This is a genomic window from Campylobacter concisus (assembly GCF_002092855.1).
Taxonomy (GTDB): Bacteria; Campylobacterota; Campylobacteria; order Campylobacterales; family Campylobacteraceae; genus Campylobacter_A; species Campylobacter_A concisus_AI.
Window position 1 is genome coordinate 376,821 of sequence record NZ_LVLC01000012.1, and the last position, 26,457, is coordinate 403,277.

Consider the following 26,457-nt stretch of genomic DNA (forward strand, 5'->3'; position numbering starts at 1 on the left):
GGATTTAAAAATGCAAACAAATTTTTACTCTCAAGGAAGCTACAACAACATGAGCTTTTCGATGAAAACTAGCTCAGGCGATGAGATAAGCTTTTCGATGTATGACAACAAAAGTTTGGAGTTTTCAAGCCAAAAAAATGGTACTTCAAGCCAAAGAAGCCTTACTCTCACGCACGAATACGGCTATGAGTTTTTATATAAAGGAAACGGCATAGACGAGCAAGATATGAAAGAGATCGAAGAAGCGATGAAGCAAATTCGCCCACAAGTTGATGAATTTATGAAAAACGTCAAAGAGGGCGACAAGATCGCTGGCAGCAGCCAAAGCATAAGTGATCTTTCAAACAAGATCAAGCAAATGCTACCTGACGCAAAAGATCTAAATCATAAAAATTTCATAAATGACAATATGTTAAAGATGTTTGACGAACTTCTAGCTCAAAATAATGCGAACAAAAATCTACTAAGTGCCACAAAAAGGCTATTTGATACATTGCTTGATGAAAGCAACAAAGTATCTTACTATGCGTAAATTTAGGGCCTTTTGGCTCTAAATTTTTATAAGTGCCTCTCTCTCAAAAAAGAGGTGCGACAAAACTATCACAAAATAAAGCTGAAAAAATAGCCCAACAAGCGGCACAAGCGAGATGAGATAAAACAAAAGCGCAAAAGCTATAAATTTTATCCCGCCACCTTCAAGCAGTGCTAGCTCAAATTTATCACTATCAAGAGTGTTTGAGCCAACGTCTATCAGTAAAAGTTTGTAGTAGATATAAAAAAACGGTACATTTATGATGAAAAAATTTAATACTGGTACAAATAAAAGCGGTAGGCAAACGAGCAATATCCCAAGAAATTTCATGATCTCAACCGTCATCACCTTTAGCACTCTAGCTGTGCTAACCTCGCTTTTAAGCACGTAGTTGTAGTGCCTTTTGTTTATCTCTTTAGTAACAACTGGAGTTAAAAAGCCAGCTACGATTAGAGCAATCACGATGCTAACAATGATCGTTAAAAAGGTGCTCAGAATATAAAAAAGTATACTAACTATCCACTTTGTGGCACTAAAGCTTAAAATTTTAATAGCGATAAAAGAGAGCGCCGAGTTTGCCTCTAAAAAGGTAAAATTTTCATTTTTAGCGCTATCACTTAAAAGATCAAATATCTCACCGCCGCCCCAGATGCTAAGCCAAGCTAGGCAGACGATGCTAAGGAGAAGCGGCAAGATGGATAGCGCTATAAATTTGGCTGTAAAAAAATCTTTAAAGCCAAGGCGAAGAAGATTTATCATTTCACCTTTTTGTATTCATGCTCAAGTGCTGCGTAAATTTCATCTATCTTACTAACACCATTTGACAAAATTTCGCTCATCACTTCATTATCTTCGCGTCCGTTCCAATTTTTCTTATAGCTGCCTTCTTTGTAGCCATTATTTTGACGGAAGCGATTTAGCACGTTTTTAGCGATGTAGCACTCATAAAGTGAGTATAAATTTACGCCGCATTTTAAAGACATAGAGAAGTAAATTTTTAAAATATCAAATATATCGTAGTCAAACCCGCTGCACTCATGTATGAGCATTTCAACGTCATTCATTATCTCATAAATGCTCTCGTCTTCGATCCTTAATGGCTCTTTGCAAAACTCGCTAAAACCGCTTGATTGACAAATATCATCAGCTAAAGTTTCTATATCTCCAAGCTGTTTTGATTTATAAATTTGCAAAGCTAGGCTCATAATAAAGTGCCAAATATCAACAACTTCTATGCGTAAATTTTGCTCATCAGTCTTTGCATCAATACTCTTCCAATGCTTCCACGCAAAGCTATCAATCAGCTCAGCGCACTCCATATATATGCAGCGCCTCCAGCTGATTAATTTATTTTTATTAGTATAACCATTTTCCCAGCCAAGCCCATTCGTCTCATCATTTAGGCTTTGCTGCATCTTTAACATCTCTAAAATAATCGTTCTTTCATTCATTTTAGGCCTTTTAAAATTTTAAAGGATTATAACAAAAAATTATTAAATGCCACGAGGCAAGCTTGACTTAAATCATTTTATGTATAAAATTTAGGAGCTAAAATTAGCAAAAATTTCAAAGGAGAAAAAATGAGAGAAAAAGATCTAGTGGTTTGCAATGTTTGCGGACTAAAAAGCAGTGATGATACAAATGCAGTTTTTATCCACGCTCATAAAAATGGCGAAGAAGTTGATATCTGCACCAGTTGTGTTCCAAGCGTGATCCATGGCTCAGGCATGGTCGTAAAATCAAACGAAGAGATAAAGGCTGAAATTTAAACTTTAGCTATCATTTGAGGATCTTGTCTTACAAGGTCTTCAAATTCTTCTGCACTCATAGGACGAGATAAGAAAAGTCCTTGAACTTCGTTACAATCAAGCTCTTTTAAGAAATGAATATCTTCTTCTTTTTCTACGCCTTTTGCGCCAACTTTTATCTTCATTGCCTTTGCTAAATCAATAATTGCAGATACGATTTGTGCATCTATTTTGCTATTTGATGCTTGAGCAACAAATTCACTCGCTATTTTTATACGCTTAACACCGTACTTTCTAATATAAATAAATGAAGTATATCCAGAGCCAAAATTATCTATACAAACATCTATATTATTTTCTTTGAGAATAGAAAAAATTTTATCAAGTGTCTTAGTGTTATTTGTCCATATTTCTTCGCCAAATTCTATTTCAAAAAGCTCTGGATTTATATAATGCGAGCGTAAGCTAGAAATAAAATCTAAAACAAATTTTTCTGATTTACTTTGAATCTGTGCAACATTTATACTTATTTTTGGTATCAAGAGTTTTTCTTTTTGCCATCTATCTACATACTCTATGGTCTTTGAAACTAAAAGCGAGCAAATATCGTTTAAGATATCACTATTTACATTGACCTCTTTCATAAATTTGCTTGCTTCCATCAAGCCAAATTTTTCTGATTTCCAATATAAAAAAACCTCTGCGCAGATCATTTTTTCGATTTTTAGATCAAATATTGGTTGAAAATATACATGAAGGTCTTCTTGCAAATTAGCTTTTTTAAGCGCGATCTCGATACTTGAGCTTAGGTGCATTTCATTGCTAATTTTATCGCTATAAACCATAGGATTTAAAGCTGGATTTTTCTTGGCGTAATACATTGCCATATCTGCATTTTTTATAATATTTCTTGGATTTGCCGTGCTATTTTTTGTTGCTACGTCTATGCCTATTATACACTTAAGTCCAAAGTGATATCTATCTATTTGAATTGGCTTTTCAATAGTATCTTTTAAGGCAATTCCAAGATTTAAGCGTTTTGTATGACTATTTATCTCCATTTTTGCTAATACGATAAATTCGTCCGCGCTAATCCTTGCTATGGCCTCTTGTCTATTGCAAACTTCAAGTATCCTTTTTGCAACTAGCTTTAAAATTCTATCGCCTATTTCATGCCCGTAAGATGTATTTATGCTTTTAAAACGGCTTAAATTTATATAATAAACTACGATTTCCTCATCTTCAGAGATACTTTTGCACATTATTTCAAGCTCATTTACTATAAAATTTCTATTACCAAGATCTGTTAGATAGTCTTTCTCGGACATATCTTGAAGTCTTAAATTTGCGAGCATAAGTTCATTGGTTCGCTCATGCATCGACTTTTCCATCTCTCTATGAATATTTCTCTCATAATCTAATATTTTTCTACTTGCAATAGAGCTTTTAACGTAGTAATTAACAATAGCATTTACAACCAAGATAAATAGTGAGATAAGTGCACTAAAAGATGTTAGATCTTCCTGTAACAGCAAAGGCAAAACTATTATTATTGGTAGCCATTTTGATCCTATTGAGATATCTTTATCGGTATTTGTAACATATTCATTTTTAGCTTTTAAATGAAAAGCTCCTATCATCAAAAAAAAGAAAGGAACGATATATAAAAAATCTATTTTATGGCCAAAATTTACATTTGAGATCTGGCTATAAAAAATAAATAAATTTAGCATCGTAAATAAAATGCTAGCCGATATAAGGTAAAAGCCGCTAATTTTTATATGAAGCAAACTACTTGTAAAAATCTCACTTAAAGTAATAAAAAGTATAAGAAAATTTATGGCTACAATAGAGAGAAAAACGATATTTGATCCATTATTTATCATCGATGAAATATCTATTTCGTCAAAAATACCATATATTAAAATTACTATTAAAAAAAAGACACTTATGCTATCCATAACAATGGCTAGTTTTTCTTGGCTGGCTACAAATTTTGAATACAAAAATATACTAACGCCAGCTAAAATAGATATCATCGGCAACATAAAAAACACATCAAGATACGCATAAGAACTATGAGCACGCAATAGTACATCTTGATTTAACACCATTAATGCATCGCAAATAGACCACAAAAAAACACCAAAACATATTGCAAGCCAATGCGTTATTTTGGTTTTTACTTTATCCATTGAAGTATAAATGCCAAAAGTTATTATAAAGAAACTAAGCAAAATAGATATTTTTCCAATTAGATTATAGTCTAGTAAAGATGCTAATAGTGCAAATAAGAATAGTGCTACAACTGCAACTAAGATCCATTTTCGCATGCCAGTTATAGATGATTTTGATATTAAAAAAATAGTGTCCCTCTCCTAAGAAATAGTCCAAATTATACAAAAATTGACTTTGCTTTTGGTTATAATTTCCCAAAAAATTTTAAAATTCACAAAGGTATCTTATGAAGTGCAATATCGTCATAAATGGACAAAATTTAATAGATTATAAATCTTTTATCTTATTTTTCTCAAAAGCAGCAAGAAAGCAGTATTTTATAAACACTTTTATGATATTTACTGAAGCCATCATAGCTGGTTTCGTTGCTGATATGCTATTAAAAAGTAAAATTTTTACTATTATCGGAGCTGTTTTTGCTATATTTTGGATCATTTTTTATCCTATTTTTTTAAAAAGAAGTCGCATAGCTGCATTAAAGAGAATTGAAATTTTAGACGTTCAAAAGAAAATGAATTTTGAAGTAAATGAGAAATTTCTGGCTTATTATGAAAGCGAACCCAAAGAAAATGAAAAATTTGACCTAAATAAAGTTAGTGAAATTTATGAGCTAAAAAATATTTTTATCATTTTTTTAGAAGAAAAAATTCATCTAATAATCCCAAAAGATGAAGCTAGCTCAAAAATGATAAATGAGCTGGCCAAACTTTGCCATAAAGATATTTTGAAATTTGAAAATTTTAGCGCAAAGAGCGTGCTTAAATAGCGCTTATTATAAGCTTTTCAAAATCCTCTGCACTCATTGGCTTGCCCCAAAGATACCCTTGCACCTCATCGCATCCAAGCTCTCTTAAAATTTCAAGCTGGGTTTCATCTTCGACGCCTTCAGCAATAGTCTTTAGCTCCACATTTTTAGCTAAAGCTATAACGCTTTTTACTACGTCTTTATCTATATCATTTTTAGCAATATTATCTATCAGCTCTTTAGCGATCTTTAGGCGACCCATAGGATATTTTTTGATGTAATTCATCGATGAAAAACCGGTACCAAAATCATCTATGGAGATGCAAATTCCTCTATTAGAAAGATCAGATAACGCACTTTGCATCATCTCTTCGGCATTGACAAGGCTGGCCTCAGTGATCTCAACATCTACACAAGATGGATCGATGCCGTATCTATCTATATAGCTTAAAAATTTAGATGCAAAATTTATATTATCAATCTGTTTTGGCGAGATATTTATGCCTATTTTTAGGTTTGTATTATATTTCTCATTCCAAAAGGCCATTTGTTTTATAGCATTTTTTGCTACCCATTTTCCTATCGCATTGATAATAGAGCTTTGTTCGGCTATTGGGATAAATTTTGATTGATCTACCGGACCTTTTATAGGAGAGTTCCACCTAACAAGAGCCTCTGCTCCTACTATTTTTTTACCTTCTATTAGATATTGGGGCTGAAATTTTAGCTCAAATTCTTCATCAAAGCTTATGCTATTTAGCAATATTTCTATGTAGTTTCTATCCTGAATAATGCTTTTTATATCACTATAAAAAACATACTTTTCAGATGCATCTTTCTTTGCTGCTTCTAGTGCTGCTTCTGATTGCATGATAAAATCATCAGCCAAAATTTCACTGGTTTGTGTCGAGCTAATCCCTATTTTCGCATCAAGTACAATTTTATAATCATCTATAACTATTGGCTCTGAAATAGCTTTTAGTAGATAGCGTAAAAATTCCCTGCAATGTACATTTTCGTTTTGCTTGACAACAACGATGAAGTCATCGCCGCCAGATCTTGCAAATAAGGAATCGTTTGGTGGCAATATTGACTCAATATTTAAAGCAAACTTTGCTATTACATCATCGCCGATATAATGCCCATACGAGTCATTTATTGCCTTAAAATGGTTTATATCAATACTATAAATATCTATCTTTTCGCCAAGTGCCTTTGACTTTATCATCTCTTCAAGCCTTGCGATAAAATACTGGCGATTTAGAGCATTTGTCAAATAATCATATTTACTGATCCTTTGTAGGTGCCTATTTGTCTCTTCAAGCTCTTTTACTTTACTTTCTATCTGATTATTTAACACTTTTTTGATATGTATTTCACGTTTAATTAAAATATCCATCTTTCTAACATTAGAAAATGTATAAGATAATGCCCCGTATGCAAGCAAAGTAACTAAAATAGAAAATAACCATGTCAAATTTATCTTCCAAGAGTACAAGATCATGATCGTTAAAAATACGGCGAAAACAAATAGCTTTTGTATTAAAATTTTATCAAAATCGTTTCTGAGCGCCCTAAATTTTAGATTTGCCTCACCCTCTCTTAAATGAAGCGCAGCAACAAACAACATAAAAAATGAACTCTTAAATACAATGTCGTATCCAAAAAAGGATATTTCATCTATCCAAAAATCCATTGTAGTGGTAAAAACATCATAAGTGCTTATTACAATAAGCGCTATCAAGCATAAAAGTATAGATAGTCTTCTTTTTGAAAATTTAAGTGAAAAAAATGCAATAAATGAAGTACAAAACATAAATAAATCTATGGCAATGTAACTTAGATTAAAAAAATCTTTTTGACTTAAAACTTGAGTTAAATTTCTATTAAAAATCATAAACCACATAAAGCTAAAATATATTGCGGAAATAGAAACTGAGTCCACAAACACTTGCATTAAAAATAAATTTTTCAAATTTTTGATCAAAATATAAAAAGCAGAAAATGCAAACATAAAATATGAGACTACGTATGAGATTTGTATAAAATTGACTTTAGAAAGAAATTGTTTAAGAAAATCAACCTTATCATATAGCATCCACATAGTATCTGATGCTACCCAGCAAGTAAGGCCTAGTAATATATATATCCAATATGTTTTTAAATTTCTTGTCTCTTTTAGCTTTAAAAAGATAAATAATGTGATCATAAAATCAAATAGAGTAGTAATTATGTCTTCATAAAAACCACTAGCAATAAAATAACTAACAACATATACACAAAAAAGTATCAACATAAATAAAAAAGATACTTGATTTTCGTTGCTTATTTTACTTATCATGTTCCGTCTTTATATATCTTTCTCTGCCTTTTTGGCTAAGCTTTGCCACCTTTGCCACTCGCCGCTATCATCGACGTCGTTGCCGATAGCTTCGTACCTAGCGTAGAAATGCTCAACAAATTTCTTGCACTCTTCATCTTTTGGTAGATAGCTTAGTTCATCTTTTTGGCAAAATTTCTCCAAAAATGTGCTCGCATCAACTTTTTTAGCGTATGTTTGCGCTAGATCGTAGTAGTTTTCTAAGCAAATTTCTTTAAATTTAGCGTAAGCTTGCTCGCTCATATCCACGCTTAGTTTGCCATCAAATTTAAGCACGCCAGCCCTAAAAAGCAAGCTAAGATGTATGAGTCCCTCGCAGTAATAAGCCCTCACCTCATCGACCTTTCGCCACGCGATAAGCCCAACAGCACGAGCTATTAGCTCATGAAAGATAGCCATTTTATACTCCGCCTCTTCGTGCAAGAAAAAATTTACTAGCCCACCAGTCGTCGCCTTATACTCTTCTATAAATTTAAAGACGCCACTTTTATTCATCATCATCTCAGTATCAAGCCCGATAAAGAGGATGTGTCCAAACTCATGGCCGATCGTTGAAATTTCATAGACTTTTTTCCAAATTTTTGGCTTTAAAAATAAAATCTCTCTGCCAAAATCCAAAAACTCCTTGCTAAAAATTTCAGCCCCAAGCTTCATAAAAGGCTTTGCCTTTGCGCCCTCATAGACGTGATTTACAAAGGCAAAAATTTTCTTACCACATTTTGCACTCACGCTCTCATCATTTGGCACGACTTGAGCGCTAAAAAGCCCGTTTAGCTCCGCTGCGTAATAGATCATCGGCACGCTTATATAAAGCTGCGTTCTAGCGATATTTTCGCTAACTGCCCTATTTGTCTCAGCGTTATCAAATTTTATCTTTTCGCAAACGCTCTTATAAGTTTTTGCCACTTTTTCTTTAAAATTATGCTCATCTATGCCCTCGCTATCAACCAGCCTGATGTCCCACTCAAGTGCAACTGCGTGCGTATAAGCGTCCTCGTAGTACTCTAGCGGATGGCCTGGCTGAAGTGCGCCTTTTACATCCATCCACGCTATCTCAGCCTCTTGCCATGCATTTATCACCTTTGCGTTGTCCTCTTCACAAAAGGCATTTTGCAGCTTTTCAAGGTATTTTATGTATGATTTTTGCTCGTCATTTTGGGCTAAATTTCTTAAAATTTCAAGATTTTTAGCAAAGACACTTTTAAGCTCTCTCACCTCATCTTTAAAGGCAAGTGCGTAAGGCAAAAAGCTAAATTTCTCGCCTTCTTTGCAAACTGCGCCATACGTTCTATCAGCCCTTACACCGTTAGCGTCACACTGAAATAAGCCGTTTTTAGTAATAAACTCATTTGCATGGCTTAGATCTTTAAATTTAGCCTCAAACTCTTTGTTTGTAGTGTCGATAATACGATCCTGCCATGAAATTTGCCACGCATTTAGACTTAGTCCAAGCTCGTGCATCGCATGCACAAAAGCTTGGTTAAATGGATCTAAAATTTTCTCTTCTTTGGCCTTTTCTAAAAGCTTGGCGTGCAGATTTTCATATAAATTTCTAACGTAGCCATACATTAAATTTAGCACTCGTTTTTGCTCATCTTCGCCTAAATTTAGCTTTTTTAGCTCATTTTGAAGCGGATCTACTTTAAGATCTACTATCCTTCTTGCAAGGGCTAGTTTCTGGCTTGGTGTGCCAGCAAGGCCGCAAATTTTAACAGCCTCGTTTATAATGTCATCGTCTAAATTTTTATAAATAGCATTTAGCTTGTTTTTTTGCTCTTTTGTGAGTTCATTTAATCTTTTAAAGTCGTTCATTTTTTCATCCCCTGAAGTTGCAAGATTTTAGCATAAAGCCATTAAAATTTGCTACAATCAACCAAAAATTTTAACATCTAAAAGGCAAAAAATGGATATTTTAAAGGATTTTGGTGAGCCACGCATAAAACAAGTTATGTTGCCAAAGGACACAAACTCAGCTGGAAATATTTTTGGTGGCTGGATAATGAGTCAGATCGACCTTGCAGGTGCACAAGCTGCAAGAGAAATTTCTCCCGAGCGCGTTGTGACAATTTCTATGAAAGAGATCATCTTTAAACAACCTGTCTTTGTTGGCGATGTGCTAAGCTGCTACGCTAAAATCATCTCCGTTGGCAAAACATCGATAACAACGCAAATAGAAGTAACCGCTCTTAGGCTAAATCCGGGCGGATATAGAGAAACTATACACGTTACAAGCGCTACCGCAACTTACGTAAGCGTGACGAAAGATGGGCTTAAAAAGCCAATCGATGAGAAACTAAAACAGCTTCATGGATTTTAAAAATTTGGTTGCAATTTATGCAACCAAATTAAAAAATTAATACTACTTTTAAAAATTATTGAAATTCTTAAACTAAAAGCAATATTTTTCAACTTCTTTAAATGCTTTGTGAAGTAAAATCAGGCCCTATACATTTTTTGGGAGAATCATGAAAAAGTCACGTTTAGGCCTTTTGCAAACACAAATTTTAGATATCCTAACTCAATCCGAGCTTGATAAATTTGAGTACAAAAACCTTCCAAAAACAAGCATCATCTACGCAGAAGAGATCAAAATCATCATTTTAAAAAGTGGCTGTGCAAAGCTTTCGTTTTTTGAAGACGGGGAAGAATTTATCCTTTACCGTTTGGAAGCAAATAACATCGCTGTTCTTGATGATAATTGTGCTTTTGAAATTTTAGAAGATGCAAAAATTTACTCCATAAACTTAAGCGAAATAAGTGAAATTTTATCAAATGTAAATGTTGTAGATGAAATTTTAAAAGCGGCGTTAAACGCCATCATCGTGCAACGTCAAATCATAAAATCCATACTTTTTGAAGATGCAAAAGGCAGGATTGCAAATTTTTTGATCGAGCTTGCAAAGGAGCAGGATCTAAAGCAAAATGGATATCACTACATATTTTTGCCATTTTCTCTAAAAGTGCTCTCAAGCTTTGTGGGGCTAAAACGCCAAAGCGCTTCAACTACTTTTAATGAGCTTATAAAAGATGACATCATAAGAAAGATCACACCACACGAGTTTTTAATAATTGATTATGAAAAACTTGAAAGTTACACAAACTAAAAATCAAAAATTTTTATAATGGCTAGCAAAGAGTAGCCTTAGAGGATTAGTCTTTGCCAAGAAGCAAAGACTAAAAATTTTTAAGCTTTTTTCTTCATATCGAATTTATTTGCCATAAAGCCAACTAAACCAACAAAGAAAAGTCCGCCGCAGATATTACCAAGTGTAACTGGAACTAAGTTTTTACCGATAAAATTTCCCCAGTTTAAAACTTCTAGCTTTTCAGCCGTGATGCCATGTCCTAGAGCTGCAGCTGCAGCAGCGATATCTCCGCCGTTTGCTGCTATATAGTGAGCTTTTGAGATGATGGCTTCAGTGATAATAAACATATTTGCCACGCAGTGCTCCATTGAGCAAGCCACAAACGCGCCGATCATCCACATAATGGCAAAGAATTTACCAGATAGATTGCTCTCGCTTGTCGCAGTCCAAATAGACATACAAACAAAGACATTACAAAAAATTCCGCGGATAAATAGCTCATGAAATGGTGCTGTGATCTTGCCAATACCAGCTGGTATAAAGTGCTGCAAGATGTAGCCATCATACTTTAGCGGCAAGCCTGAGTAGTAGTACATATAAGCGATCAATGCGCCGCCAACGAAGTTAAATATCCAAACGATAGCCCAGTATCCGATAGTCTTACCTAGTTTTAGCTTTCCTTCATATGCGCTAACACCACTTAAAACTGAGCTTGTAAAAAGATGTCCGCCATAAAAGACAACCATCATAAGACCACAGCTAAATGTGATACCACCGATAAAATTTGAAAGACCAATTGACTGATTTTCAGCCATACCAACTGTCGAGTGAGCCCAGAAAATATCACCCATAGCAATAGCAGCTCCAGCCATGATAGCAAGAAAAATAATACTAGTAAGCGGCATATGAGCCTTATGCTCCATAGAGCTTGAGACCGCTTGAGCGGTTTCTGCCGGATTTAACATCACATTCTCCTTTTTATTTTCAATCTCGCACATGAGCCAAGCTCATCTTTGCGACCAAAGTTTAACACTTTGCAAAATCACTAAAGTCAAATCAATGCTTGCGGTTAAAAGCAAATTTTGCCTTTAGTAACCAAAAAGACTAAATTTAGCTATTTGCTAAATTTAACCGACTAAATTTTTATCAATCTCTACAATTCTTAAAAAAGCTTTTCTGGCACTTTTTTTAGCCTGCTCGCTTAGTCCTTCTTCGAAATTTAAGACATTTTCGAGCAAGACGCTAATGCCAAGAAAAAGCGTCTTAGGGCAAATTTTTCGCAAATAGCTCAAAAGCACTGGCGTTGGGAGATTGTGAGTTGAGTAGATGTAGTCTCTATCGTCACTTAGGTCAAAAAACTCTATCTTATCCTCATCAAAGCCGCTCATCGCATCAACTACTATCAAAATATCAGGCGCAAATTCTCTAATAGCTGAAAATTCATTCTCAGGCACATCTTGCCCAAAAAAGACCTTCCACTCTTTTAGCTCAGCTTCTACGATGCGACCTACTTCATTACCCACATCATCATCGCCACGCATAGGATTACCAATGCAAAGGATGGCCTTTTTCATCAAAAGTCCTTCCTAAGCACGATATATCCCTCTTTTAAATTTGTCAAAATTTCTTTAAGCTTACACTCACAAAGCTGCGGCAAGAGTTTAGCGATATGCTCGGCAAAAATTTCAACTTCAAAATATTTGCTTAAATTTCCGATCTTAAATTTCACGTATTCGCCTGAGTTTTTGATCATCTCGTCAAATTCCTCATCGCTTAGCTCTAAAATTTTCTCGCTAAAGTCTATCGTACCAACGCCGTGTCCCACGCAAGTGGAGAAAATTTTTATCTCTTTTAGCTCGCGTGGAAGCTTATCGTTGTCATCCATATGCCTTTTTGTAAGCTTATAAACTTGTATCATCTCTTACTCCAAACCTCGCTATCAACGTCTATCGCAAAGCTTTTATCAGCTTTTGCATATTTTAGATAGACATCATTATGCAAAAGCCCCATGCACTCAGCATATCTAGGATCTTCCTCTTTTTTGATAGCTGTAAGCACAGCCTCTCTTGAAATGCTTGGGTCATGGACATCTTTTGAACATTTGATAGCATTCATATATTTTTCAAAAAGGATTCTACCAAAGATATAGCTCATTAGCCTTCTGCTTTCAGCTTGCAAGTCACGCTCGAATAAAATATCGCCTATGATCGACTTCTCAACTGAAGGTGGCAATGTATTATCTTCTTCGTAGCTTTTTTTATGAAGCTTTTGATCTATGATACCAAGAGCCATGCCAAGGCCGTAAATAATGCTTGCTGGGTGTGGAGGACAGCCTGGGATATAGACATCGACTGGGATTATCTTATCGATGCCGCCCCAAACGCTATAAGCATCGTGGAAAATTCCGCCACTGCTTCCGCATGCACCAAGAGCAACTACGATCTTAGGATCTGGAGTCGCCTCATAAGCACGAAGAAGCGGATAATACATCTGTCTTGTTACAGGACCAGTGCAAAGCAAAATATCAGCGTGTCTTGGGTTTGCAACAAGTTTAAAACCAAAACGCTCAGGATCCCACATCGGCGTAATAGCTGCAAAAATTTCTATCTCACAGCCGTTACAGCTTCCGCAGTCGATCCTATAAACGCTAAAGCTTCTTTTGATATTTTTTAGATGCTCTAGCTTTGCAGTTAGATCATTTGCTGTTTTTATGTCCTCTGGGACTTGATATAGACTCATTTTATAGCCTCCTCAATGCCTTTTGTTAGCCTCTCAGCAGATTGATTTTTCTTGCACTCTGGGCAGATATAAAGGTAGTCTTTTGCCTCTTCAAGTCTGCCTGGGAGTAAATTTGCTGTGCCAAGCTTTTCAAGGGTGAAATTTATAAGCCTTTTTGGCGTAAATGACTTGCCGCAGCATTTGCAAGTTTGCATCTCAAGCTCGCCCCTTTGTATAAGAGCGCTCTTGTCAAATTTAACCGCAAGCTCAAAGCTATCACTAAGTCTTACAGCTCCAGTTGGGCAAACCTCATCGCAGCGTCCGCAAAATATGCAGCGTCCGCAGTCAAATTCCCAAACAAGCTTTGTTTGCTCCTCGTTCATCTTAAGCTCTATCGCGTTACTAGGACAAGCGATACCGCAAGCTGCACAACCTATGCAAAGATCGTATGTATAGTTTGGCTGACCACGGAAATTTTCAGGAACAATATATGGCTCAAATGGATAGGCGTATGTCGCTTTTCCATATTTTTCTGTGATGTCAAATAACTTCATCATCTTAAATCCTTCTTACTAACCCCGCCATCTTGACAGAATTTTTTAAGGTCTTTCTCTGTTAAAATTTTACTTTTTTTAGTCCTTACATCAACCAAAGTAACACGCTCTGTACATGAGTAGCAAGGGTCAAGTGAGCAAACGATAAGCGCAGCGTCACTTATGTTATTCCCTCTAAATTGATACCTTAGACTTGGCCAGTTGTTGTATGTTGCTGCCCTGCATCTCCAGCGATATACTTTTTGAGCGCTACCTTGCATGATCCAGTGAACGTTCTCGCCACGTGGTGCTTCATCATGACCAAGTGCAAAATTTTCAGGTTTGATCATAGTCACAGGATCGATCATGATCGGAGTTTGAGGCATTAGCTCAAAGCATTGGCGGATGATGTGGATAGAGCTTTTTAGTTCTTTATATCTAACCATCTCACGAGCAAAAACGTCGCAACCATGCTCAACTGCTACTTCAAATTCTATCTGTTTAAAAAAGTCGTATGGGTGATCGTAGCGGTTATCACGTTTAAAGCCAGAGCCTCTCATATTTGGACCAACTGGGCTAAAGTCACGTGCTATTTGGCGATCTAGGATTCCCACACCTTTCCAGCGTCCGATTTGGCGTTTATCCTCCATAACTGCGTCCCAAATTTCTGAAATTTGAACGTCAAGTTTATTTATGATCTCGATACCTTTTTTGATCTCTTGGTTTGTCATGTCACGTCTTAAGCCGCCCATAACGACGTTACCATAAGTTTTACGTCCGCCAGTTACCAGCTGAGCTAGCTCCATAGAGTACTCACGAACCCTAAAGATGTGCATAAACGCATTATAGTTACCAGTAACCTCACAAGCTAGACCGATATTTAAAAGGTGGCTGTGAAGACGCTCGATCTCAAGACAGATGACACGTATAGCTTGAGCTCTTAGTGGAATTTCAAGCTTGATAGCTTTTTCTGCTGCTTCAATACAAGCAATAGCGTGAGCATAACCACAAATTCCACAAACTCTCTCTGCAAGATAGCCCATTTGATCATAGTTCATTCTGTTTTCAGCTAGCTTTTCCATACCGCGGTGTTGATAAAAGAGGCGGTAGTCAGCGTCGATGATCTCATCACCATCACAGAAAAGTCTAAAGTGACCTGGCTCATCTGAAGTAATATGTAGTGGTCCAAGTGGCACATCAACTACTGCATCACCTGTTGGGAATAAAAACTCAGAATCAGGCTCATCTCTGTGATCAACCGGATCAGGGCGGTAGCGATAATCCATCGCGTCTTTTCTAAGTGGGTGAAGTCCGTCTGGCCAGTCATCACTTAAAACTAGACGCCTTTTATCAGGCAAACCTTCGGCTACCAAACCAAACATATCATAAGCTTCTCTTTCGTACCAAACACAAGCTGGCACTAGCGGAGTAACTGATGGGAATGTCGGATCACTTCCTGGAATAAGTGTTTTAACAGTGATAAAGCACTTATCCTCAGGCGCAAAGTCGTCCGCTTCAGTCATCTTGCTACCTTCCATTGAAAGAGCATAATAAAGCGCAAAGCTGCCATTTATCTGGCGCTCGTCATTTGGTATCATCGTGCTTATAAAACCGCCAATATCATAATAAAGCGTTTTAACAGCTAGTGGAAGATCATTTCTATCAACCAAAACTGTTATTTGATCGTCTGCTTGACGAGTTACTTCTAAAATTTTTACTTTAGTTTTTAGGATTTCAACAAATTTATCGCCTCTCATTTTAAAGCTCCCATCATTATATTAACACCGTTATCTACTAGCGTATAAAAGCTATCTACGTGCCATACGCCAAAGATTATGATAAGGGCACAAAGTGCTATAAGAGGTAAATTCTCTAACAAACTCATCTCTTTATTATGAACAACCACACCTTTTGGCTCACCAAAGCTTGCCATATTAAAGTGTGCAAAGTCAGCTATGAAAATAACTGCAAGTGCAATAGCAAATAGCGCAACTGCGATGTATTGACCGCTTGTGATAGCTCCGACAAAGACGTTATATTCGCTAACAAATATAGCAAATGCTGGAACACCAACTAGTGAGCAAACAGCCGCGCCAAACATTATAGTGGTGATCGGTGCGATCTTAACCATGCCGCCCATCTTACTCATATCTTTGTGGCCATAGATTCTTGCTATATTGCCTGTTGAGCAAAACGCAAGAGCTTTAGTAAAGCTGTGAGCTAAGCAGTGAAATATCGCTGCAAATAGACCAAATTTACCGCCAACACCAAGTGCAAATGCGATAACACCCATGTGAACGATTGAGTGGTATGCAAACATTCTTTTTACGTTGTGTTGTCTGATTAGGAAAAATCCCGCTACAAAAAGAGTAATAGTTCCTGAAACGATCATTATGCCCTCAACAAAGCTAAATCCAACTGCTTGAGCTGTGATAGCGTAGTATCTTAAAAGTGCTAGCATCGCACATTTTAAAAGTACGCCTGATAGCAATGCTGAGATAGGCGCTGGACCTTCAGCGTGAACGTCTGGTAGCCAAGTGTGAGTTGGAGCAAGACCAGCTTTTGTACCAAAACCAATTAGCGCAAATACAAAGATAAGTTTTGCTGCATCTGGGTTTAAATTTTTAGCGTTTGCCATTATGCTTGAAAATAGCATAGAAGCTTCGCCATCTCCTAGAGTGCTAAATGTAGCTGAGTATAAAAGAACAGTCGCATAAAGTGCAAATGCTAGGCCGATTGAGCAAAGAACAATGTATTTATAGCCACTCTCTGTTGATTTTTGATCTTTGTGGATAGCGACAAGAAACACAGAAGCTAGTGTTGTAGCCTCGATAGCTGCCCACATAAACGCAACGTTGTTGCAAATAACGCTTAAAGTCATTGTAAAGATAAATACATGGCTTAGTGCGTAGTATTTTTTAAGATCACTTAAGTGGATGTGTCCATCTTCAAGCTCCCATCTCATGTAGTGGATAGAGTAAAAATTTACTATAAATCCAGTTACTGCTATAAGCACCAAGAAAACACAGCCTAAGCTATCTAAAAACAAAAATTTATCAAAACTATAAAAAGTTCCGCTACTTAAGACTTTAAGAACATTGTTAAGTAAAGCCACCGATGTCGCAGCAGAAAACAAAACGTGAAGTCCGCTTAATACCGCATAATTTTTAGGACTCAAAAACAAGACCAAAGCACCAAGGAGCGGTAAGATAAGTATTAAAGCTAAACTATCCATCTCTAACCCCTTAAATTTGAAGCTTTAGAAGTATCTAAACTATCATAAGCTTTATAAAATCTAATCGCTAGAATGCTCATGATGATAACGGCAAATATCGCATCTGTTAAAATTCCAAGCTCAACTAACTCATGTGAGTTATAAGCCATTAGAGCAAGGCTTAGGTGGATACCGTTTTCAAACAAGCAGTAAGCTAGAATTTGTTTTATAAATGAGTTTCTTAGCATGAAGCCAAAAATTCCCATCATAAAGACCGTTCCAGCTGCGATTAGCATGATCTCTTCTTTAATAAGAGAGAATTTTAAAAATATAGGGTGGATACTCATTGAAAGAGCTAGAGAAAATCCCATAGCAATAACAGGACTTACAAAAAATCCACCAACTGGCTCATCTTCGCTAACTACGCCAAGTTTTTTGATAAGCCAGAATAAAATTCCTGGCACAAGCAAAACTTTGGTAAAAAAGGCAACGATCGCCCAAGTTTTGAGCTGCTCGGCGTTAAATTTCTCAGATAGCAAGAAAAATATGCTAACTAAAAGTAGTGTTTCAATCGCATAAGCGATGATTGAGAGTTTTAAGCTTCTAAGACCAAAAACCGCAAGCGAAGTTACGATCATGCAAATGGCTAAAATATCAAGTGTTTGCATCTCACACTCCTACTACATAAAGTGTTAGTGCAACAAACGAGATAGCAAGTGCACCAAGCGCATTTTTGCGTAAAGATGAAGTCATTTTAAAGCGTGGACCAAAGTTGTCTATAAAGACAGCTGCCACGTAAAATACTCCAGTTTTTATCACAAAAACGATAATAGCTAAGAAAGGATTGCTAAAATTCCATGGCTCAAATATAGTTAGGAAAAGTCCGATCATAGCAAACTGTTTTAATATAAGTGATGCTTGGACTAAACCAAGGTCGCTACCTGCATACTCGCCAAGCAAGCCCTCTTGAAGCTCTTGCTCAGCTTCAGCTACGTCAAATGGTTTTCTACCAGTCTCAACGTACATGCACCATAAAAATGCGATAGAAGCAACGGCAAAGCTTGGGATTTGATATCCAATAACACCAGTTTTTACCATCTCTTGGATCTCAATTAAATTTGATGTTTTAGCTGCAAGCATAACTACGATTAGGCACATGATCATAACTGGCTCGACATATACGCCTAGCATTTGCTCTCTACCGCCGCCTGTTGCTGCAAATGGGTTGCCGCTATCCATTGAAGCTGCACCAAATACAAATCTAAGCAATGCGCCAAGATAAAGGATCACAAATATATCTGAATATGCTCCAAAAACAGTATCTTTGCTGTATGTTATAGGTATAGCAGCTAGTACTGCAGCTGAAGTTGCAAAAAGGAAAAATGGAGCCCATCTAAATACCCAGTGAGAGCACTCAGGCACAGTTCTTCCTCTTCTAAAGAGTTTTATAATATCGCGATATGTTTGAAAGAAATCGCTACCTTGTTTTGATTGAAGTCTAGCTCTTAGTTTTCTTGCCATACCATCAAACAAAGGAGCTACCAAAACGATAACGACTACTTGAAATATCATTAAAAGTATAGTTTGCATTTTCGTCTCCTAAACTAAAAAGTAGCCCACAGCAAGTATGGCACAAAGATAAATTAGGATATAAAGCGTATAGACATTTGTGTATCCGCTTTGAACGATGCCTAGTTTATCGGCAAATTTCATACACCATTTAATGACTGGCTCATAAAACATTCCCCACCAGATATCTTTTGGATGGTTGTGATATTCAACCGCGTCAAAATAATTTCTAGTAACGATCTTTTTATCAGCTCTAAATAGCCATTGCATGATCTTTCTAAGATCGCCTGTAAATGGACCACCTGTCATTTGCATACGTGAACTATATTTAAAGCCGCAAGCCCATGGATCAGTTTCGCGTGGTTTATCTCTATTTGCTTTCATAACAGCAAGGATGATAAATGGCAAAATCATAGTCGCACATAAAACTAAAGCGATAAGCGGAGTTGAGATCATACTACCTATTGGTGAAGTTACATTTATAGCACCAAGACTAGCTTTATAGTCGCTTATAGCGATAGAATTTACAGCTTGCATAATGTAATCAACTATGTAGTTTGCGCCAAGACCAAAGCCAACGCAGCCTATCATTAGGATGATCATACCAAGAACCATGCCTATTGGACTCTCTTTAGCATTTTCCCAAATTTTTTGATCTCTTGGAGTACCTGCAAAGATAACAGCGTAAAGTTTTAAGTGCATACCAACCAAAACGCCTGTTAGCGCAAGAGCTACGACGCCAAGTGTAAATGCATATCTAACTAATGTTCCTTCCCCCATTGCACCTTGAAGCATACCTTGATATGTAAACCACTCTGAAACAAAGCCGTTTACTGGAGGCAAGGCTGCGATACCCATAATACCTATAAACATACCAAGGCTTGTCCATGGCATCTTTTTAGCAAGACCACCAAGGATGTCCATATTTTGCGTATGAGTAGCGTGGATGACTGATCCAGCGCAAAGGAAAAGTAGACCTTTAAATATAGCGTGGTTAACTACATGGTAGCAACCTGCTAGAAAACCTACTGCTGCAAGTGTTAAATTTCCAGCTGCAACGCCGTAGATACCAGTGCCAAGACCTAGCAAAATGATGCCTATGTTCTCAACTGAGTGGTAAGCAAGCAAAGCTTTGAAGTCGTGTTGGCAAAGAGCGTATAAAACACCAAATAGTGAGCTAGCTGCACCAAGAGCGAGTATTGTAAGACCAAAATATGTGCTAAGTGGCAAGTAAAGTGTAAATTTAACTAGTGTAAATAGAGCAACTTTGATCATAACGCCTGACATAAGGGCTGAAACGTTTGATGGTGCTGCTGGGTGAGCTTGTGGAAGCCAAACGTGAAATGGCCACATACCAGCTTTACTACCAAAGCCAACCAAGAATAGTATAAATACAGCAGCAGAAGCGCCAAATGGCATCTTAACACCCATAAATGCGCTAAATTCAAAGCTTCCTGCATAGTAAGCTGTGATAAGCAAACCACAGGTTATACAAAATGCACCGATTTGTGCGATACCAAGATATACCATAACCGCTTTAAGTGTATTTTTACCGTCATTGACGATGATAAGAAATGATGATACAAGAGTCATAAGCTCCCATAAAACAACAAAGCAAAATACATTATCAGCGCTGATTACTAGAAGCATTGAAAGGATGAATGTGTTAAACAAACATGCAAATACGCCAATGTTTGCTTTTTTGATGTACTCATCTGCATAGCTCATACCATAAACGCTACTTGCAAATCCGATGAAAACAACGACAAAGCTAAAGAAATTTCCAAGTGGATTTAGCGCAAATTTTGGCGAATACAAAAAGCCATCCATAAGAGCAAAGCTATCGCTTACTCCCATATTTGCAACAAAGTGACACATCGCGTAAAAACAGCTTAAAGCACTTAGACCAAAACCAACCTTTACAGCGGCCTTTGGAGCACAATAAAGCAAGATGCTAACGACGGCACTTACAAGAAATAGCATATAAACCGTAGTCATCTTATGCTCCTTGTCCGTTTAAAATTTTAGTAGCAAATTTATTCGCTGCTTCATAATCTATCCTCTTGCCAAGTTTATGTTTGCCCTCTTCTGGATCAATCATAACAAGAGCACTTGTCGGGCAGACATCAACGCAAGCTGGTCCGTTCTCACGACCAAAGCACATATCGCATTTAACAGCGATATTTTTTGCGCCTGATTGTGACTCTATCTCAAGGTTGTACTTTGGCTCGACAGCATAATTTACTGAAGGCATAAGCTCTGCACTTGAGCTTATCGCACCGTAAGGACAAGCGATCGTGCACATCTTACAGCCTATACAAATTTCCTCGTGAAGTTCAATGCAATTATCATTAAATCGCAATGCTCCAGTTGGACACACATTCGCACAAGGGCCATCGTCACATTGTCTGCACTGAGTTGGCATAACGCCAGTAGCTTCTCTTAGCACACTTAGCCTTGCACGTGACAGCTTACCGCGTTCATAAGCGCTCTTAAAACATGCAGCCATGCAGGTCGCACATCCTATACAGCGTTTATAATCGGCAATCACAAATTTATGTTTTTTCATAAATTCCTCCCATTAAACAAGGCTAAACTGCCCTGCTCACTTTTAAAGTGATGGTTAGTCACCAAAATAGAGATAGTTAAATTTTTATTTAACATCTCAAACGCTCCTTCCTAATTTTTGTAATAATTCTATAACTTACAATGAATAAATTCCGTCATCTATCTGACAAATTTTGTATTTTTAAAATTAAATTTTTATCTTATATATTTTTAAGATTATCTATTTAATATCGACTTTTAGGTATATTTATTTGCTAAAGGATAATATTTATTAATAAAATTTTCGTATAAAGAGTAAAAATATCTTAATTAAGTTTAAAATTACAAGTTAATTATTTAAGCTAGGGTTAATTAAATAAAACTGAAATTTAAAAATCTAAAATATAATCCGACCTTTAAATTTAAAAGGCTTTTTATGGGAATTTTTATAGTTATACTTTTGCTTATTGTTGCAGTTTTTGTATTTATGAGATTTGCCCCAGTTTTTGGTGGCGTGCTAGACGCCAAGAGCCAAAAGCTCATAGAGGCTTCACCAAATTTTAACGGCAAAGTTTTTATAAATTTAGAGCCAACGATTGATATGGTAAAAAATAATCCGCAAGCATCTATGCTAAATTACATTCCGCAAGCACTTTTTCCACCAAAAGGTAAGCTACCAACTAAGCCTTTACCAAATTTAAAATTTGACGCAAATGCCTTGAAAAACGGCGAGTTTATCTGGCTCGGGCACGTTAGCCTCATCTGTAAGCTTGATGACAAAACCATCGTCACAGACCCAGTTTTGCACCGAGCGTTCCCACTACCAATTGGTGGTAAGCCCTTTGCTTACGAGCATACTATCACCGCTAGCGACTACCCAGATGTGATCGATATCGCCCTCATCTCGCACGATCACTACGATCATCTTGATCATAAAACGATCCTTGAGCTAAAGGATAGGATAGACAAATTTCTAGTGCCACTTGGTGTCAAAGCCCACCTCGTAAAATGGGGCGTTGATGAAGACAAAATTTATGAGTTTGACTGGTTTGGTGATCTAAAAATAGGAAATTTAAACTTCACGTTTTGTCCTTCAAGGCACTTTAGCGGGCGCACATTTAAAAGAAACACAACACTTTGGGGTGGCTGGGCGGTTGAAGAGGCTGGCTTTAGCTTTTATTTTAGCGGAGATGGCGGATACGGCAAGCATTTTAAGATGATAAATGAGAAATTTGGCGCCTTTGATCTAGTTTTTATCGAAAATGGTGCTTACGGTGATGGCTGGCCTTACGTGCATATGAAGCCAGAGGAGTCAGCGCAAGCACTAAAAGATCTTGGTGCAAAGCTTGGTGTACCGGTGCACTGGGGCAAATTTGATCTATCTTATCATGCTTGGGATGAGCCGATCAAGCGTTTTGAAAAGGTAGCGACAAAACTTGAGCTAAACTACGCAACGCCGATGATCGGAGAAGTTTTCACCGCACAAAATCAGCCTAGGAAAAAGTGGTGGGAGAAAATTTAGGAATAAAATTTGCTCTAAATTTTAAAATCCAAAAGGAAATACAGATGAAAATTTCTGAAAATTTAGCAAATCTAAAAAATGTCATCGATAAAGCTGCAAAAAACGACCTTGATATGAGCGCAACTGGAAACTTTTTACAAAATTTAGAAAAAGCAAATAAAGAGACTGAAAAAATTTATAAACAGCTAGAAAAAGAGCTAAAAAGCGATGCGCAAATGTTTAAACAATTTGACTTCATGCAGATGATAACAAAGCTTCAATACGGCAACCTAAAGCCAAATGAACGTGAAAAACTGCTCAATAAAATGAGCAAGATCGCCAAGGAAATTTAATTTTAAATAGGCTTGATGCGGAGCTAAATTTTACTATTTCTGTGGAATTTGGTGGGTTTTGGTGAGTGATTTGCTTAAAATATAAATTTATTTACCTGGGGTGACTTCTTGAACTCGTATATATTTCTATATTTCTACCAAAACGCTTGTGCATTCATAGCTTACATGGTGGCATAGGCATACTACTGCTTTAGGTTTTAGGCAAATCTTTAAAATTTCATAAACGAGTAATTTTAGGAGTCGTTTCTTGGTAGCGAATGAAAGTTTAGCAAATTTTAAAATTTATGAGCGAGCATATCACACTTCCAAATTCAGTGGCAAGTGATAACAGACCTGAATTTGGTAAGTTGCTAATGCGAGTGAGTAAGATTTTAAAATTTGCAAGACTGCTTGATTAAATTTTGTAAAAGAATAAATTTAAAGAATACCTATTTATATATAAATTTACTAGAGAGGATTTAAGAGCCAAAAAGGCTCTTAAATTTTAGTGTAGTTCGCTCCAAACTTTGCGTTTCCAAAGCCAAGCAAAAATTCCTAAGATAAAGAAGTAAATCATGACATAAAGCCCTGTGCTCTCGCGCTCAGCCTTTTTCTTGTCGCCTACTTTTTGGATATAAGCTACCACATCGTCTTCAGCGGCTTTATTTAAACCAACTCTTGGCATTGCAGTGCCTGGTAACATCTTTTGAGTATCGTTTATAAATTTATGTAAATACTCATCGCCTTTTGAACGAATCATCATCGATAGATCAGGTGGGTTTGAGCCCATATAAGTAGCAAGGCTTACTTTGTTGCTAAATGCATATTTTTTGTCATATTTTATATCATGACATCTTTGACATGCATCAGCGAAAACCTTTTCTTCAGTGATCTTATTGTTTGCCTTTTCATAATCAGCAGATACCTTTTTCAAATAAGCTACTATATCGGCAGTCTCAGCATTTATATCGCCACCAGCACCCATAAATGCGGTCATCGGAAATGGATGCTCGTCGTTAAATTTATGAGTTAGCTTTAAAGCCATATTTGGATTTTTAATGAGTGCGGCCAAGAATTTATCATCATAAATTTTACCAGCGGTACTAAGATCTGGTGGCACTACCCCAAAGCTTTGACTAGCTGTCTCAGCATCCATACTAGCTGGCATACCTGCTGCCTCTATACCGTGGCATCCTGTACATCCTGCTGCTACAAAAGTGTCAGCACCCTTTGTGGCGTCACCTTTTGTAAGGTCGATAGAGTTAATGTCATTCCAAAATGCTGTATAGTCATCAAGAATTTTTTGTGCTACTTCTACATCTTTTGTAGCCGCGTCTATACTTGCCTTATTTCCACTAGCCTTAGCAGTCTCAAGAGCTGCCTTTTTTTGCTCTAAAAAGTGCTTTGCATAGTCAGTATCTTCTTTTGAGAAGTTATACTCAGCATTTGCAGTATGAGGGTGAAGCTTTGTGTGAGCATAAGGCTCGATACCCCAATATAAAACACCTGAAAGAATAACAACAATGGCAAAAATTTTAAGCTCTTTCATAATTAGCCCCTCTTTCTTTCAAGTATTGTTATAACTGGCAACGCAATTATAAATAAGAACAAGAACAGCAATGATGAATAAAATCCTATCCAGTCATTATAACCACCTGTTGGGAGTTTGCCATATATAGATAAAACGATAAGATCGACAACTAAGACCCAAAACCATATAAAAAATAGTGGTCTTTTGTGAGCTGGAGCTACAAGGTCGCTTCTATCAAGAAGAGGTATAAGCATAAATGCAACACCTGCAAACGCAAACGCGATAAGACCGATGTTATAAGCTGAAATTCCAGCTATATCAAAGAAGAAGCCACGTAAAATTTCATATTGCCACAAGAAATACCACTCTGGATAGATATGTGGTGGGGTTTTTAGTGGATTTGCTGGCTCAAAGTTGATAGGATCCATTGCAAAGTTAAAGTGATAGCAAACAAGATAAATGACAAATATCATAAAGAATGATACATACATAAAGTCTTTTGCTAAAAATCCTGGCCAAAATGGTATAACTTTAGATTTCGCTCTATCGCCGTGTAAATACTCTTGTGCCTCTACTTCAAAGTCGATATCTTCGCTTGTTAGGTTATTAACATGCGGAACTCTTAAAGAGTAGAAGTGAATAACCAAAACAGCTATCGTTACAAGTGGCAATAAACAAACATGAAGCATAAAAAATCTAGTAAGTGTTGAGTCGCCAACTGCATAATCGCCTCTAATCCACTCAACTAAAGCATCGCCAATAACTGGTACACCACCAAAAAGCTGAGTGATAACAGTTGCTGCCCAGTAGCTCATCTGTCCCCATGGGAGCATATAACCACTAAATGCTTCCGCTGAAAAACAGATAAATAGCACCATACCACTTATCCATATGACCTCTCTGCCTCTTTTGTATGAACCATAGTAAAGTCCAGTAAGCAAGTGAATATACATAATAAGAAATATCGTAGAAGCTGAAACTGCGTGAATATGACGCCAAAGCCAGCCATACTCGACCTCTTGCATGATAGTATAATTTACACTATCAAATGCTAAATTTACATCTGGTTTGTAATACATTAAAAGTAAAAAACCAGTAACGATTAAGAGCATAAAAAGCGTTGTTAAAATAACGCCCATTGCCCAAAGGAAATTTATATTTTTTGGAATCCAGTATTCGCTAACTAGAACCTTCATAAGTTTTGTAAAAGCTAGGCGTTGATCAAGCCAGTCAATAACGCCAGTTGATTTATGAGCTAAAGACATTGCTATCCTCCTAAGCTTTTGCTACTAATTTTTCGTATTCTGGGCTTGTTTCGCCTAGAACTAGCTTGGTTCCATCGATCTTAAATGGTGGTATATCAAGTGGTCTTGGAGGAGGTCCGTATGTTTGCATTCCGTCGGCATTAAATTCGCCGCCATGACAGGCACATACAAACATTTGTTTGCTTGCTTTATACTCAGGTATACAGCCAAGATGCGTGCAAAGTCCGATAAGAACTACGTATCTAGCATCCCCTACGACAACATCTCTTTTGTCATTTTTAGCCATATCAGGACTTTTTTTAAGGATGAAAATAGGCTTTTTACGCCATTCAACCTGCCTCATTTCTCCATCTTTGATCGGACTTAGATCAACTGTTGTAAAACCAGCAGCTTTTACGCTTGGAAGCGGATCCCAAGTCTTTTTAACAGCCACTAGTGACATAGCGCCGCCGACAGCTGCCACAGCACCAAACGCAAGGCCGATAAAGCTACGTCTTTCTTGCTTTACTGACATTAAA

26 protein-coding genes are annotated in these 26,457 nt (G+C 36.8%); 7 read left to right on the top strand and 19 right to left on the bottom strand.

The annotated features are described in order from the left end of the window. Positions 1-10 precede the first annotated feature (10 nt). A complete protein-coding gene (locus tag A3223_RS06160) occupies positions 11-532 on the top strand; it encodes an ATP/GTP-binding protein (RefSeq protein ID WP_084109573.1) in 522 nt (173 codons plus the stop codon). Positions 533-550: 18 nt separating this feature from the next. Here A3223_RS06160 and A3223_RS06165 read toward each other — a convergent pair whose 3' ends face one another. After that, positions 551-1,291 carry an EI24 domain-containing protein gene (locus A3223_RS06165; RefSeq protein WP_084109574.1) on the bottom strand — a complete coding sequence of 247 codons (741 nt, stop codon included), beginning with the start codon at positions 1,289-1,291 and terminating at the stop codon, positions 551-553. Continuing rightward, a complete protein-coding gene (gene dut, locus A3223_RS06170) occupies positions 1,288-1,983 on the bottom strand; it encodes a dUTPase (RefSeq protein ID WP_084109575.1) in 696 nt (231 codons plus the stop codon). The genes A3223_RS06165 and dut overlap by 4 nt, the downstream gene beginning before the upstream one ends. Before the next feature lie 129 nt (positions 1,984-2,112). Between dut and A3223_RS06175 the strand changes: the two genes are divergently transcribed. Next, complete coding sequence (locus tag A3223_RS06175) at positions 2,113-2,301, top strand: hypothetical protein (RefSeq protein WP_021091806.1); 189 nt, start codon at positions 2,113-2,115, stop codon at positions 2,299-2,301. On the opposite strand, the gene A3223_RS06180 is transcribed toward A3223_RS06175, so the two are convergent. Further along, a complete protein-coding gene (locus tag A3223_RS06180; protein ID WP_257639261.1) occupies positions 2,298-4,418 on the bottom strand; it encodes an EAL domain-containing protein in 2,121 nt (706 codons plus the stop codon). The two genes, A3223_RS06175 and A3223_RS06180, sit on opposite strands and share 4 nt — an antisense overlap. Positions 4,419-4,744: 326 nt before the next feature. Here A3223_RS06180 and A3223_RS06185 point away from each other — a divergent pair, with 326 nt between their 5' ends. Further along, positions 4,745-5,284 (top strand): hypothetical protein, encoded by a 540-nt coding sequence (locus A3223_RS06185; protein ID WP_084109577.1) that lies wholly within the window; start codon positions 4,745-4,747, stop codon positions 5,282-5,284. On the opposite strand, the gene A3223_RS06190 is transcribed toward A3223_RS06185, so the two are convergent. Together A3223_RS06190 and ciaB are read right to left on the bottom strand one after the other, a co-directional pair. Continuing rightward, positions 5,277-7,079: a putative bifunctional diguanylate cyclase/phosphodiesterase gene (locus tag A3223_RS06190; RefSeq protein ID WP_257639262.1), complete on the bottom strand. Its 1,803-nt coding sequence runs from the start codon at positions 7,077-7,079 to the stop codon at positions 5,277-5,279. The genes A3223_RS06185 and A3223_RS06190 overlap by 8 nt on opposite strands. Before the next feature lie 534 nt (positions 7,080-7,613). Beyond that, on the bottom strand, positions 7,614-9,455 hold the full coding sequence (ciaB, locus tag A3223_RS06195) for an invasion protein CiaB (RefSeq protein WP_084109579.1): 1,842 nt from the start codon (positions 9,453-9,455) through the stop codon (positions 7,614-7,616). A 91-nt stretch (positions 9,456-9,546) separates the two neighbouring features. On the opposite strand from ciaB, the gene A3223_RS06200 reads away from it, so the two are divergent. Together A3223_RS06200 and A3223_RS06205 are read left to right on the top strand one after the other, a co-directional pair. Continuing rightward, positions 9,547-9,960, top strand: a complete 414-nt coding sequence (locus tag A3223_RS06200; protein ID WP_021091795.1) for an acyl-CoA thioesterase — start codon at positions 9,547-9,549, stop codon at positions 9,958-9,960. Positions 9,961-10,108: 148 nt separating this feature from the next. Continuing rightward, positions 10,109-10,747: a Crp/Fnr family transcriptional regulator gene (locus A3223_RS06205; RefSeq protein ID WP_084109580.1), complete on the top strand. Its 639-nt coding sequence runs from the start codon at positions 10,109-10,111 to the stop codon at positions 10,745-10,747. 80 nt (positions 10,748-10,827) lie between these two features. Here the strand turns inward: A3223_RS06205 and A3223_RS06210 are convergent, their stop codons facing one another. From A3223_RS06210 to A3223_RS06260, 11 genes are all read right to left on the bottom strand, one after another. After that, on the bottom strand, positions 10,828-11,694 hold the full coding sequence (locus tag A3223_RS06210) for a formate/nitrite transporter family protein (RefSeq protein ID WP_072594540.1): 867 nt from the start codon (positions 11,692-11,694) through the stop codon (positions 10,828-10,830). A gap of 162 nt (positions 11,695-11,856) precedes the next feature. After that, entirely contained in the window at positions 11,857-12,303 is a 447-nt protein-coding gene (locus tag A3223_RS06215) for a hydrogenase 3 maturation endopeptidase HyCI (protein ID WP_021091859.1), read from the bottom strand. Beyond that, positions 12,303-12,647 (bottom strand): formate hydrogenlyase maturation HycH family protein, encoded by a 345-nt coding sequence (locus tag A3223_RS06220; RefSeq protein WP_084109581.1) that lies wholly within the window; start codon positions 12,645-12,647, stop codon positions 12,303-12,305. The genes A3223_RS06215 and A3223_RS06220 overlap by 1 nt, the downstream gene beginning before the upstream one ends. Continuing rightward, entirely contained in the window at positions 12,644-13,468 is an 825-nt protein-coding gene (locus tag A3223_RS06225) for an NADH-quinone oxidoreductase subunit B family protein (protein ID WP_084109582.1), read from the bottom strand. The genes A3223_RS06220 and A3223_RS06225 overlap by 4 nt, the downstream gene beginning before the upstream one ends. After that, positions 13,465-14,004: a formate hydrogenlyase complex iron-sulfur subunit gene (locus A3223_RS06230; protein WP_084109583.1), complete on the bottom strand. Its 540-nt coding sequence runs from the start codon at positions 14,002-14,004 to the stop codon at positions 13,465-13,467. The genes A3223_RS06225 and A3223_RS06230 overlap by 4 nt, the downstream gene beginning before the upstream one ends. After that, positions 14,001-15,737 (bottom strand): hydrogenase large subunit, encoded by a 1,737-nt coding sequence (locus A3223_RS06235; protein WP_084109584.1) that lies wholly within the window; start codon positions 15,735-15,737, stop codon positions 14,001-14,003. The genes A3223_RS06230 and A3223_RS06235 overlap by 4 nt, the downstream gene beginning before the upstream one ends. Next, entirely contained in the window at positions 15,734-17,215 is a 1,482-nt protein-coding gene (locus tag A3223_RS06240; RefSeq protein ID WP_021091695.1) for a hydrogenase 4 subunit F, read from the bottom strand. The genes A3223_RS06235 and A3223_RS06240 overlap by 4 nt, the downstream gene beginning before the upstream one ends. Positions 17,216-17,217: 2 nt before the next feature. After that, a complete protein-coding gene (gene hyfE, locus A3223_RS06245; protein ID WP_021091711.1) occupies positions 17,218-17,862 on the bottom strand; it encodes a hydrogenase 4 membrane subunit in 645 nt (214 codons plus the stop codon). A gap of 1 nt (position 17,863) precedes the next feature. Continuing rightward, a complete protein-coding gene (locus A3223_RS06250) occupies positions 17,864-18,784 on the bottom strand; it encodes a respiratory chain complex I subunit 1 family protein (protein WP_084041928.1) in 921 nt (306 codons plus the stop codon). A 9-nt stretch (positions 18,785-18,793) separates the two neighbouring features. Then, entirely contained in the window at positions 18,794-20,761 is a 1,968-nt protein-coding gene (locus A3223_RS06255; RefSeq protein ID WP_084109585.1) for a proton-conducting transporter transmembrane domain-containing protein, read from the bottom strand. Between the two features lies 1 nt (position 20,762). Then, positions 20,763-21,332 carry a 4Fe-4S dicluster domain-containing protein gene (locus tag A3223_RS06260; protein WP_021091760.1) on the bottom strand — a complete coding sequence of 190 codons (570 nt, stop codon included), beginning with the start codon at positions 21,330-21,332 and terminating at the stop codon, positions 20,763-20,765. A gap of 414 nt (positions 21,333-21,746) precedes the next feature. Between A3223_RS06260 and A3223_RS06265 the strand changes: the two genes are divergently transcribed. Both A3223_RS06265 and A3223_RS06270 read left to right on the top strand, forming a co-directional pair. Beyond that, the gene (locus tag A3223_RS06265) at positions 21,747-22,832 is read left to right on the top strand and encodes an MBL fold metallo-hydrolase (protein ID WP_084109586.1); all 1,086 of its coding nucleotides are present in this window, start codon (positions 21,747-21,749) and stop codon (positions 22,830-22,832) included. A gap of 44 nt (positions 22,833-22,876) precedes the next feature. Further along, entirely contained in the window at positions 22,877-23,164 is a 288-nt protein-coding gene (locus A3223_RS06270) for a hypothetical protein (RefSeq protein ID WP_084109667.1), read from the top strand. 484 nt (positions 23,165-23,648) lie between these two features. Here the strand turns inward: A3223_RS06270 and A3223_RS06275 are convergent, their stop codons facing one another. Genes A3223_RS06275 through petA form a run of 3 tightly spaced genes read right to left on the bottom strand, consistent with a single transcriptional unit; the run spans position 23,649 to position 26,453 of the window. Further along, positions 23,649-24,692: a c-type cytochrome gene (locus tag A3223_RS06275; RefSeq protein WP_084109587.1), complete on the bottom strand. Its 1,044-nt coding sequence runs from the start codon at positions 24,690-24,692 to the stop codon at positions 23,649-23,651. A 2-nt stretch (positions 24,693-24,694) separates the two neighbouring features. Next, entirely contained in the window at positions 24,695-25,939 is a 1,245-nt protein-coding gene (locus A3223_RS06280) for a cytochrome b (protein WP_084041924.1), read from the bottom strand. A 10-nt stretch (positions 25,940-25,949) separates the two neighbouring features. Then, positions 25,950-26,453, bottom strand: coding sequence for a ubiquinol-cytochrome c reductase iron-sulfur subunit (petA, locus tag A3223_RS06285; RefSeq protein ID WP_021091707.1), 504 nt, complete (start codon positions 26,451-26,453; stop codon positions 25,950-25,952). Between the last annotated feature and the right edge of the window lie 4 nt (positions 26,454-26,457).

Coding starts and splice junctions, on each gene's coding strand:
- A3223_RS06160 (WP_084109573.1), top strand. CDS start 11: ATGCAAACAAATTTTTACTCTCAAGGAAGCTACAACAACATGAGCTTT.
- A3223_RS06165 (WP_084109574.1), bottom strand. CDS start 1,291: ATGATAAATCTTCTTCGCCTTGGCTTTAAAGATTTTTTTACAGCCAAA.
- dut (WP_084109575.1), bottom strand. CDS start 1,983: ATGAATGAAAGAACGATTATTTTAGAGATGTTAAAGATGCAGCAAAGC.
- A3223_RS06175 (WP_021091806.1), top strand. CDS start 2,113: ATGAGAGAAAAAGATCTAGTGGTTTGCAATGTTTGCGGACTAAAAAGC.
- A3223_RS06185 (WP_084109577.1), top strand. CDS start 4,745: ATGAAGTGCAATATCGTCATAAATGGACAAAATTTAATAGATTATAAA.
- A3223_RS06190 (WP_257639262.1), bottom strand. CDS start 7,079: ATGTTTTGTACTTCATTTATTGCATTTTTTTCACTTAAATTTTCAAAA.
- ciaB (WP_084109579.1), bottom strand. CDS start 9,455: ATGAACGACTTTAAAAGATTAAATGAACTCACAAAAGAGCAAAAAAAC.
- A3223_RS06200 (WP_021091795.1), top strand. CDS start 9,547: ATGGATATTTTAAAGGATTTTGGTGAGCCACGCATAAAACAAGTTATG.
- A3223_RS06205 (WP_084109580.1), top strand. CDS start 10,109: ATGAAAAAGTCACGTTTAGGCCTTTTGCAAACACAAATTTTAGATATC.
- A3223_RS06210 (WP_072594540.1), bottom strand. CDS start 11,694: ATGTTAAATCCGGCAGAAACCGCTCAAGCGGTCTCAAGCTCTATGGAG.
- A3223_RS06215 (WP_021091859.1), bottom strand. CDS start 12,303: ATGAAAAAGGCCATCCTTTGCATTGGTAATCCTATGCGTGGCGATGAT.
- A3223_RS06220 (WP_084109581.1), bottom strand. CDS start 12,647: ATGATACAAGTTTATAAGCTTACAAAAAGGCATATGGATGACAACGAT.
- A3223_RS06225 (WP_084109582.1), bottom strand. CDS start 13,468: ATGAGTCTATATCAAGTCCCAGAGGACATAAAAACAGCAAATGATCTA.
- A3223_RS06230 (WP_084109583.1), bottom strand. CDS start 14,004: ATGATGAAGTTATTTGACATCACAGAAAAATATGGAAAAGCGACATAC.
- A3223_RS06235 (WP_084109584.1), bottom strand. CDS start 15,737: ATGAGAGGCGATAAATTTGTTGAAATCCTAAAAACTAAAGTAAAAATT.
- A3223_RS06240 (WP_021091695.1), bottom strand. CDS start 17,215: ATGGATAGTTTAGCTTTAATACTTATCTTACCGCTCCTTGGTGCTTTG.
- hyfE (WP_021091711.1), bottom strand. CDS start 17,862: ATGCAAACACTTGATATTTTAGCCATTTGCATGATCGTAACTTCGCTT.
- A3223_RS06250 (WP_084041928.1), bottom strand. CDS start 18,784: ATGCAAACTATACTTTTAATGATATTTCAAGTAGTCGTTATCGTTTTG.
- A3223_RS06255 (WP_084109585.1), bottom strand. CDS start 20,761: ATGACTACGGTTTATATGCTATTTCTTGTAAGTGCCGTCGTTAGCATC.
- A3223_RS06260 (WP_021091760.1), bottom strand. CDS start 21,332: ATGAAAAAACATAAATTTGTGATTGCCGATTATAAACGCTGTATAGGA.
- A3223_RS06265 (WP_084109586.1), top strand. CDS start 21,747: ATGGGAATTTTTATAGTTATACTTTTGCTTATTGTTGCAGTTTTTGTA.
- A3223_RS06270 (WP_084109667.1), top strand. CDS start 22,877: ATGAAAATTTCTGAAAATTTAGCAAATCTAAAAAATGTCATCGATAAA.
- A3223_RS06275 (WP_084109587.1), bottom strand. CDS start 24,692: ATGAAAGAGCTTAAAATTTTTGCCATTGTTGTTATTCTTTCAGGTGTT.
- A3223_RS06280 (WP_084041924.1), bottom strand. CDS start 25,939: ATGTCTTTAGCTCATAAATCAACTGGCGTTATTGACTGGCTTGATCAA.
- petA (WP_021091707.1), bottom strand. CDS start 26,453: ATGTCAGTAAAGCAAGAAAGACGTAGCTTTATCGGCCTTGCGTTTGGT.